This window comes from Streptomyces sp. SID11385, from assembly GCF_010548245.1.
In the GTDB taxonomy this organism is placed as follows: domain Bacteria; phylum Actinomycetota; class Actinomycetes; order Streptomycetales; family Streptomycetaceae; genus Streptomyces.
Genome location: NZ_JAAGLR010000107.1, coordinates 1 through 8545, shown reverse-complemented (window position 1 = coordinate 8545; position 8545 = coordinate 1). Strand labels below are relative to the sequence as shown.

12 protein-coding genes are annotated in these 8545 nt (G+C 73.8%); 5 read left to right on the top strand and 7 right to left on the bottom strand.

Annotation, left to right across the window (positions count from 1 at the left end):
• Together G3I42_RS03555 and G3I42_RS03550 are read right to left on the bottom strand one after the other, a co-directional pair.
• Positions 1 to 288, bottom strand: a 288-nt coding sequence (locus tag G3I42_RS03555) for a helix-turn-helix domain-containing protein (RefSeq protein WP_164282382.1), incomplete at its 3' end; no start/stop codon positions are given.
• A gap of 68 nt (positions 289 to 356) precedes the next feature.
• Positions 357 to 995: a DUF6578 domain-containing protein gene (locus tag G3I42_RS03550; protein WP_164282381.1), complete on the bottom strand. Its 639-nt coding sequence runs from the start codon at positions 993 to 995 to the stop codon at positions 357 to 359.
• A gap of 168 nt (positions 996 to 1163) precedes the next feature.
• On the opposite strand from G3I42_RS03550, the gene G3I42_RS03545 reads away from it, so the two are divergent.
• Positions 1164 to 1979 carry a site-2 protease family protein gene (locus tag G3I42_RS03545; RefSeq protein ID WP_164282380.1) on the top strand — a complete coding sequence of 272 codons (816 nt, stop codon included), beginning with the start codon at positions 1164 to 1166 and terminating at the stop codon, positions 1977 to 1979.
• A 10-nt stretch (positions 1980 to 1989) separates the two neighbouring features.
• Here G3I42_RS03545 and G3I42_RS03540 read toward each other — a convergent pair whose 3' ends face one another.
• The gene (locus tag G3I42_RS03540; protein ID WP_164282379.1) at positions 1990 to 2181 is read right to left on the bottom strand and encodes a hypothetical protein; all 192 of its coding nucleotides are present in this window, start codon (positions 2179 to 2181) and stop codon (positions 1990 to 1992) included.
• 129 nt (positions 2182 to 2310) lie between these two features.
• A complete protein-coding gene (gene npdG, locus G3I42_RS03535; RefSeq protein WP_164282378.1) occupies positions 2311 to 3018 on the bottom strand; it encodes an NADPH-dependent F420 reductase in 708 nt (235 codons plus the stop codon).
• 85 nt (positions 3019 to 3103) lie between these two features.
• On the opposite strand from npdG, the gene G3I42_RS03530 reads away from it, so the two are divergent.
• Positions 3104 to 4447 carry an MFS transporter gene (locus G3I42_RS03530; protein WP_164282377.1) on the top strand — a complete coding sequence of 448 codons (1344 nt, stop codon included), beginning with the start codon at positions 3104 to 3106 and terminating at the stop codon, positions 4445 to 4447.
• 74 nt (positions 4448 to 4521) lie between these two features.
• Entirely contained in the window at positions 4522 to 4959 is a 438-nt protein-coding gene (locus G3I42_RS03525) for a nuclear transport factor 2 family protein (protein ID WP_164282376.1), read from the top strand.
• Between the two features lie 90 nt (positions 4960 to 5049).
• Here the strand turns inward: G3I42_RS03525 and G3I42_RS03520 are convergent, their stop codons facing one another.
• Positions 5050 to 5283 carry a hypothetical protein gene (locus G3I42_RS03520; RefSeq protein ID WP_164282375.1) on the bottom strand — a complete coding sequence of 78 codons (234 nt, stop codon included), beginning with the start codon at positions 5281 to 5283 and terminating at the stop codon, positions 5050 to 5052.
• Positions 5284 to 5455: 172 nt separating this feature from the next.
• On the opposite strand from G3I42_RS03520, the gene map reads away from it, so the two are divergent.
• On the top strand, positions 5456 to 6313 hold the full coding sequence (map, locus tag G3I42_RS03515; RefSeq protein WP_164282374.1) for a type I methionyl aminopeptidase: 858 nt from the start codon (positions 5456 to 5458) through the stop codon (positions 6311 to 6313).
• 140 nt (positions 6314 to 6453) lie between these two features.
• Positions 6454 to 7158, top strand: coding sequence for a biliverdin-producing heme oxygenase (locus tag G3I42_RS03510; RefSeq protein WP_164282373.1), 705 nt, complete (start codon positions 6454 to 6456; stop codon positions 7156 to 7158).
• 91 nt (positions 7159 to 7249) lie between these two features.
• Here G3I42_RS03510 and G3I42_RS03505 read toward each other — a convergent pair whose 3' ends face one another.
• On the bottom strand, positions 7250 to 7612 hold the full coding sequence (locus G3I42_RS03505; protein WP_164282372.1) for an SH3 domain-containing protein: 363 nt from the start codon (positions 7610 to 7612) through the stop codon (positions 7250 to 7252).
• Between the two features lie 299 nt (positions 7613 to 7911).
• Positions 7912 to 8545, bottom strand: a 634-nt coding sequence (locus tag G3I42_RS03500) for a PhzF family phenazine biosynthesis protein (RefSeq protein WP_164282371.1), incomplete at its 5' end; no start/stop codon positions are given.

The following is an 8545-nucleotide window of genomic DNA, read 5'->3' as shown; positions in this document are numbered from 1 at the left end:
GTCGGGCGGGACGTCGAGCCGGTACCCCGGAGGCTCCGAGACGATCGCGCCGGGCCCGAGTGCCCGCCGCAGCCGCCCGACGAGCGCTTGCAGCGCCGCCTGCGGCTCCGCCGGCGGATCGGCGCCCCACACCTCGTCGGCGAGCACGGTCGCGGACACGCTCCGCCCGGCCCGCACGGCGAGCACGGTGAGCAGCGCACGCAACCGCGCCCCGCCGAGGGGAACGGCGCTGCCGTCGGGACGGTGAGCGGCGGTGGTGCCGAGGACGCGGTAGTACACGGGGACCATTGTGTACGGGAGACGCGCCGCCGCGCGGGGCGGGCGGCGGGGGCGGGGGGCGGGGGCGCGTGCGGAGGTCAGGGGCCGGGTGGGGGGACGGGTTCGACCTCGGCCAGGATGCCGTTCTCTCGGAGGCCGGGAAGGTAGCCGATGACGGGGACGATGACGAAGCCGTCCTGCGTGTCGGCCTTGTCGGGGACGCCGCGCAGCGCCTCGGGGGAGGCGAAGCCGTCCGGTGAGGCGGTGACCTCGCGGAGGTACGGGGGCCTGTCGGGGTCGGGCATGGTGTTGTCCTTCCCGTCCGGCACTTGCGGCTCGCAGCTCACCCACATGCGGCGCACCCGGAGCGGGAGGGGGTCGCCGCCGGTGCCGTGGCCGCCGAAGTGGAGTTCGCCCCGTAGCCGTACGGGCTCCGGACCGGGTTCGGGGCGGGAGTCCGTGTCAGCGAGGGCGAGGCTGACGGGACCGCAGGACGTGACGAGTTCGAGCGGCGGATCGTAGTCGTCGTCCTCGTCCTCGTCGTCCTCCTCGTCGAAGTCCTCCTCCGAGTCCACGTGCCGGGCCGCGACCCCCTCCTGGACCCGCCCCTCCACAGTCTCCGGCCCCTCGGCCCGTACCGTCAGCATGAGCGGCCACCGCACCGTGTCGCCCACCGCGAAGGGTTCGCCGCAGCACTCGAACTGCCAGCTCTCGTAGAAGACCTGCCACCGTGTCATGCCGTCAGTCTTCCGGGTGGTGGCGCGGCCCGGGCGGAACCGGCGGGGGGTGCGGCCCGTTGACGGGGCAGTTCGCCCGCAGTGGGTACCGTCCTCGTACTCTTGCCCGAACCCCACCCGGCCCGGACCGCGAGCCGGGCACCGACCCCCAGCTTTGGAGCAGCCCCCATGGCGACCCCGTACGCGCGAGGTGCGCGCCCCGGCCGTTCGGACCGGCGGGTCAGTCCCGTCTTCCTCGGGATCGTCGCGGTGGCCGCCGTCTCCGGCTGGGCGGTGTGGACGGATTACGCGGACGCGACGGCCTTCGCGGTGTTCCTCTTCGTCACCGCGATGTGGGTCGTGTCGCTGTGCCTGCACGAGTACGCGCACGCGCGGACCGCGTTGCACAGCGGGGACCTGAGCGTGGCGGCGAAGGGCTATCTGACGCTCAACCCGGCGAAGTACACGCACGCGTTGCTGAGCGTCGTGCTGCCCGTGGTCTTCGTGATCCTCGGCGGCCTCGGCCTGCCGGGCGGCGCGGTGTACATCGAGCGGGGCGCGATCAGGGGCCGCTGGCGGCACAGCCTGATCTCGGCGGCGGGGCCGCTGACGAACGTGCTCTTCGCCGTCGTGTGCACGGCCCCGTTCTGGCTGCACGCGCTCGACGGGGTGCCGCGCTCCTTCCGGTACGCGCTGGGCTTCCTCGCCCTGCTCCAGGTGACGGCGGCGCTCCTGAACTTCGTGCCGGTGCCGGGTCTCGACGGTTACGGGGTGATCGAGCCGTGGCTCTCGCGGAGCGTGCGCCGGCAGGTGGAGCCGTTCGCCCCGTTCGGGCTGATCGCGGTCTTCGCGCTGCTGTGGGTGCCGGAGGTGAACGTGGCGTTCTTCGACGCGATGAACGGCCTGCTGCGGGCGCTCGGGGTGCCGGAGTTCGACACGTACTGCGGCCGGAACCTGTACCGGTTCTGGGTGGAGCGGGACCCGGTCTGCGCGTTCGGCGGATGAGGGGCGGCGCTCAGCCGGCGACGGGGGCTGCGTCCTCGCGCTCGGCCCGCGCGCGGCGCACGTAGTACCAGCACATGTTGGAGGAGACCCCCGCGAGCAGCACCCACACGATCCCGAGCCAGCTTCCCTGCGTGAAGGAGACCACCGCGGCGGCGACGGCGAGGACGCAGACGACGAGGGCGTAGAGCGCGAGGCGGGGCATGGGGGTGGCTCCTTGTCGTGGACGGGCGGGCCTGCTGCCCGACCAGTGTCCCCCATGCCCCGGTCCGCCCGGCTCCGGGGGCTCGCCCCGGAGCGTGTCCCGGCACCCGCCCCGCTTGGGGCAGCCAGCTCAGACGTCCGTGACCCGCAGGCCCGCGTGGGCCTTGTAGCGGCGGTTGACGGAGATGAGGTTGGCGACGAGCGACTCGACCTGGTGCGCGTTGCGCAGCCGCCCGGCGAAGACGCCGCGCATCCCCGTGATGCGCTGGGCGAGGGCCTGGACGAGGTCGGTGTCGGCACGGGCCTCGCCGAGGACGAGGACGTCGGTGTCGATGCTCTCGACGGCCGGGTCCTGGAGGAGCACGGCGGACAGGTGGTGGAAGGCCGCCGTCACGCGCGAGTCGGGGAGGAGGGACGCGGCCTGCTCGGCGGCGCTGCCCTCCTCGGGCGTGAGGGCGTAGGCGCCCTTCTTGTCGAAGCCGAGCGGGTTGACGCAGTCGACGACGACCTTTCCCGCGAGGTCCTCGCGCAGCGAGCCGAGGAGCGCCTTGTGGCCGTCCCAGGGCACCGCGACGATCACGATGTCGCTGCGGCGCGCGCACTCCGCGTTCTCCGCGCCCTCGACGCCGTGCCCGATCTCGGCGGCGGCCCCGGCGGCCCGCTCCGCGGCCCGCGAGCCGATGATCACCTTCTGCCCCGCGCGCGCGAGCCGGTAGGCGAGGCCGCGCCCCTGGTCGCCCGTGCCGCCGAGCACGCCGACGACGAGACCGGAGACGTCGGGGAGCTCCCAGGGGTCCTTGCGGGGCGGCTTCTGCGCGTGATCGTCCGTGGTAGTCATGGCCGCAGCCTACTGGCAAGTAGGGGTGCGTTCCGTGCCGAAAATCGCTGGCACGCCTCGTTTTCGTCGCTCATAGTCGTCCGCCGTGAGCTTCCTCTCCCGGGTACTGCCCGATCGCACGCCCTGGCGGACGCTGCCGGACTTCCGGCGGCTGTGGGTCCAGGGCGTCGTCACCTCGCTCGGCAGCTTCATGGCGGTGGTCGCGCTGCCGCTCCAGATCAAGGAGCTGACCGGCTCGCCGTTCGCGGTCGGCGCGATGGGGCTCGTGGAGCTGGTGCCGCTCGTGGTGTGCGGGCTGTACGGCGGGGCGCTCGCGGACGTGGCGGACCGGCGCCGGGTCATCCTGCTCACGGAGGCGGGGCTCGGGGTGCTCGCCGCCGTACTGCTCGTCGACGCGCTGCTGCCGCACCCGCTGCTGTGGCCGCTGTACGTCGTCGCGGCCGGGGTCTCGGGGCTGAGCGGCCTTCAGCGCCCGGCGCTGGACGCGCTCATCGCCCGTATCGTCCCGCACGAGCAGGTCCCGGCCGCCGCCGCGCTCAACTCGCTGCGGGGCAACCTCGGCGCGATCGCGGGCCCTTCCCTCGCGGGCGTCGTCGTCGCCTCGGCGGGCACGGCGACGGCGTACGCGCTGACGACGGCGGGCTTCGCGGTCTCGGTGGTGCTGTGCCGCCGGCTGTCGCCCGCGCCCGCGCGGGGCCCGAAGGAGCGGCCCTCGCTGCGCGGGATCGCGGAGGGCGCCGCGTACGCGTGGTCGCGGCCCGTCCTGCTCGGCACGTACGCGGTGGACATGGCCGCGATGCTCTTCGCCGTCCCCGACGCGCTCTTCCCCTTCCTCGCCGACGACCTCGGCGCGCCGTGGGCGCTCGGGTTCATGTACGCGGCGATCTCGCTGGGTTCGCTGCTGCTCGGCCTGACGAGCGGGTGGGTCGCGCGGGTGCGCAGGCACGGCCTGCTCGTGGTGGGCGGCGCCGCCGCGTGGGGGCTCGCGATCGCCGCGGCGGGGTGGAGCGCGAACGTGTGGCTGCTGCTGTTCTTTCTCGTGCTGGCGGGGGCCGGGGACATGGTGAGCGGGCTGGGCCGCTCGACGATCTGGAACCAGACGATCCCGGACGGTCTGCGGGGCCGCCTCGCGGGCATCGAGGTGCTGTCCTTCAGCACGGGACCGCAGCTCGGCCAGGTGCGCGGCGGTACGGTCGCGGGCTGGACGGGCACGCGGACGGCCCTGTGGTCGGGCGGCGTGGCCTGCGTGGCGGCGGTCGGACTGCTCGCAGCCGCGCTGCCCCGCATGGTGCGCTACGACGCGGACACGGACCCGGACGCGGCGCGCCGCCGTACGGAGAAGCAGGCCGAGACGCGGGCCGGGGAGCACGCGGCCGGGCAGCTCCCCGTACCGCCGCCGGTCACGGCCCCCGCCGAGGACCCGGCCTGAGCCCAAGTGCCGGGCGGGCACCGCCCTTTACCGCCTCTTGACCTCAAGCGGGCTTGAGGGCCCAGACTCTGCCCATGACCGCGCGAACGGATCAGGCAGAGATCACCGCACTCGTCGACCGCTTCTTCCTGGCGCTCGACACCCGCGAGTTCACCCCCGGGTGGGCCCGCCCCTACCTCACCGACGACGCGAGCATGGAGGCCCCGGTCGGCTCGACGCGGGGCGCCGAGGCGGTACGCGCCGCCGAGACCGCCCTGCTCCGCTTCGCCCGTACCCAGCACTTCGCCTCGGGCGTCGTGACGGACGCGGCCTTCGGTGCCGACCACGCCACGGCCTCGTGGAACGCGTACATGGTCCACGTCCACCACTCCCCCGTCGCCGACCCGCTCTTCGTCGTGGGCGGCCGCTGGGAAGCCGTGCTGCGCCGCACGGCGGAGGGCTGGCGCTTCACCACGATGTCGGTGCGCGTGGTGTGGACGCGGGGGGAGCCGCCGACGAGCGACACGGAGTGAACGAGCCGGACGTGGCGCCGGCGGCGGAACACGAGAGCGCGCGGGCCGCCGGCGTCACGACGTTCCCGGCCCGCGGTACGCCGCCCGCCCTCACTGCTCCTCCGGTCGCCCCCCGTCGCCCCACCGCTCGTCGTTCTCCCACTCGCGGTTGCGTTCGGCCGCGCGGTCCATCGCGTGCTCGGCCTCCACCCGGGTGGCGTAGGGGCCCATGCGGTTCTTGGAGGGGCACTGGGGGCCCTCCTCGACCTTGGCGTGGTCCAGGCAGTAGTACCACTCGCCCGGTTTGCCGCTGCCCTGCTTGTCGCTCCTGCCGAAGAGAGCCATGCGCTCCGTCCTTCCGCGGTCCGGCCGGGTGCTGCCCCGGGCTCCGCTCCCATCGTGCCCGAGATCGGGCCCCTCAGTCGGGACCGAGCCGGCCGCCCCACCCCGTACGCGCCCGCCGCCCGGCTCCGTACGCGCCCCCGCCCCCGCCGTCCGGCCGCCATAGACTCACCCCATGTCTGGCCAGTCATTTGTCGTAAGCGGAAAGATCTCCCCCGTCCGGGGTGTCCCCAAGGACATCCCGCGCCCCGAGTACGTCGGGAAGCCGGGGCCCACGCCGTACACCGGCTCCGAGGTGCAGGACGCGGAGACGATCGAGAAGATGCGCGTCGCGGGGCGGATCGCGCGGCGGGCGATGGACGAGGCGGCGAAGCACATCGCGCCCGGTGTCACGACCGACGAACTCGACCGCGTCGCGCACGAGTACATGGTCGACCACGGCGCCTACCCCTCGACCCTCGGCTACCGCGGCTTCCCGAAGTCGCTGTGCACCTCGGTCAACGAGGTCATCTGCCACGGCATCCCCGACTCGACGGTGCTGCGCGACGGCGACATCGTGAACCTCGACGTCACCGCCTTCAAGGACGGCGTGCACGGCGACAACAACGCGACCTACCTCGTCGGCGACGTGGACGAGGAGTCGCGCCTGCTCGTCGAGCGGACCCGTGCGGCGCTGGACCGGGCGATCAAGGCCGTGCGCCCCGGGCGGCAGATCAACGTCATCGGGCGCGTCATCGAGTCGTACGCGAAGCGGTTCGGCTACGGCGTCGTACGGGACTTCACCGGGCACGGCATCAACACGTCCTTCCACTCCGGCCTGATCGTGCCGCACTACGACAGCCCGCACGCCACGACCGTGATGCGCGAGGGCATGACGTTCACGATCGAGCCCATGCTGACGCTCGGCACCTACGACTACGAGCAGTGGGACGACGGCTGGACCGTCGTGACGAAGGACCGCAGGCGCACCGCCCAGTTCGAGGAGACGCTCGTCGTGACGGCGACGGGGGCGGAGATCCTGACGACGCCCTGAGCCGGACGGCGGCGGTGCGCGCCGCGCGGAGTTTTGCCGACAGCCCGTCGGGAACCCATTGACTTAGGCATACCTAAGTTAGATGATCGTGCCTGGTTCCCCCACGCTTCGGTCCTTCTTCCACGCCCTGGAGGTCCTCCTTGGACACCTCGACGGACGTCTCCCCCGGCTTCCCCCGTGACGCCGGGTCCGCTGAGACCCCCTTCTCGACCGTCATCCGCACCGCCTCGCACGCCCAGCACACCGAGGCCGAGAACTCGACCTTCATGAGCGACCTGCTCGGCGGGCGGCTCGGCGTGGACGCCTTCGCGCGCTACACCGAGCAACTCTGGTTCGTCTACCGGGCCCTGGAGGAGCACACGGCGGCGCTCGCGGGCGATCCCGTCGCCGGGCCGTTCGCCGACCCGGGCCTGGCCCGGCTCCCCGAGCTGGAGCGGGATCTCGCGCACCTGCGCGGGCCCGGCTGGCGCGCGGGCCTCGCCCCGCTGCCCGCCACGGAGGCGTACGCGGCGCGGATCGCCGAGTGCGCCGCGGGCTGGCCGGGCGGGTACGTGGCGCACCACTACACGCGCTACCTCGGGGACCTCTCGGGCGGCCAGATCATCCGTGACAAGGCCGAGCGGACGTGGGGGTTCGCGCGCAAGGGCGACGGGGTCCGCTTCTACGTCTTCGAGACGGTGCCGAACCCGGCGGCCTTCAAGCGCGGTTACCGCGAGCGGCTCGACGCGCTGCCGCTCGACGCGGTGGAGAGGGAGCGGGTCGTGGACGAGTGCCGACGCGCCTTCGCGCTCAACACGGGCGTCTTCCGCGCGCTCGGCGAGGAGTTCCCGCTCGCCGCCGCGTAGCCGCCCGCGCCCGTCGGAACAGAACGGCGGCCCGGCGCCCCCGCCCGAAGGAGGGGGTGCCGGGCCGCCGTGGTTCAGCCCTGTGCGGGTGTCACGCGTCGCAGCGCTTCACGTACGACAGGTTCTTCACGTAGCGGGCCGAGACCCAGCCCTTGTGGCCCGTGCGGTACCAGACGCTGTTGCCGTCGATCGACTGGCCGTCGATGATCTTGCAGCGCAGCTCGATGATCTGGCCCGGCTTGACGGTGCGCAGGACACGCGAGTGGTTGGTGGTCGGCTTCTCGCGAACGTTCAGCTCGATCCGGGAGACGACCTTGCCCTTGGCGTACTTGGCCGCGGCCGGGCTGGTGATCGTCTGGGTGCCGGTCTGGTCGTTCGCGAGCGCGGGGGTCGCGAGGACGGTACCGGTCAGCAGGACGCCCACGAGAGCGGCGGCCGTGCGGGTTGCGCGCATTGAGTTCCTCCGTGCCGTTGCCCGGGCGGGTCCCGGGCCGTGACCGAGGCGTCGGCACCCCGGTCTGGTTCTTTGATCGCACGCGGCGGGCGCCGGGCGCGAGAACGAAACGGCTCCTTCACCCGGGCGGCGGCGGGCGCACAGGGAGTGCGGCGGCCGTTCGGGGCGCGCCCCCTGCCTCGGCCCGCCAAGGCTTTGCCGCCGCCCGGTCGCGTCCTGAGCGCCCCTTTACTCGCGTCCGCGTTCGCGCCGCGTCCGCGCCCGCCGCGTGCTCACACCCGCCGCGTCCGCGCGCCCTCTCACCGGGGCCCCTCCGCGAACCGCACCCGCCCGCCCAGTTCCACGAGCCCCTCGGGTCCCGGCGCCGTGAGCAGTTGCGAGCCCCTGCCCTGGCGGATGTTGAGCGCGCGTCCGAGGTGTGCCGTGAGCGCGATCGCCGCCGAGCCCGTCGCCTCGTCCTCGTCGATGCCGTCCCCGCGCCCCGGGAAGCCCCGGGCGCGTACCCGTCCCGCCGTCTCGTCCTCCCAGGCCCAGGCGTACTGCCAGCCGTGTCCCGGCTCGGGGACGGGCAGCGCGTCGACCTCCTCGGGGCTTCCGTAGCGGACGGGGACGCGCTCGGCCGCCCACGCGGCGCGGGCGGTGATCCAGGTGAACTCGCCGTCCGAGCGGGTCTCGACACGTCCGGCGGGCGGGGCGAGTTCGGGCAGGTCCAGGAGCCAGGCGCAGCCGACGAGCGGGTGACCGGCGAAGGGCAGCGCGGTGCCGGGGGTGCGGATGTCGAGCACGCCGCGCTCGGGGTCGTCGACGAAGACGGTCTCGCTGTACCCGAGCCGCGCGGCGAGCGCCTGGCGCCGTGCGTCGCCGGGGACGCGCGCGCCGTCGCGGACGACGCCGAGCGCGTTGCCGTGCCGCCCGGCGGCGTCGCAGAAGACC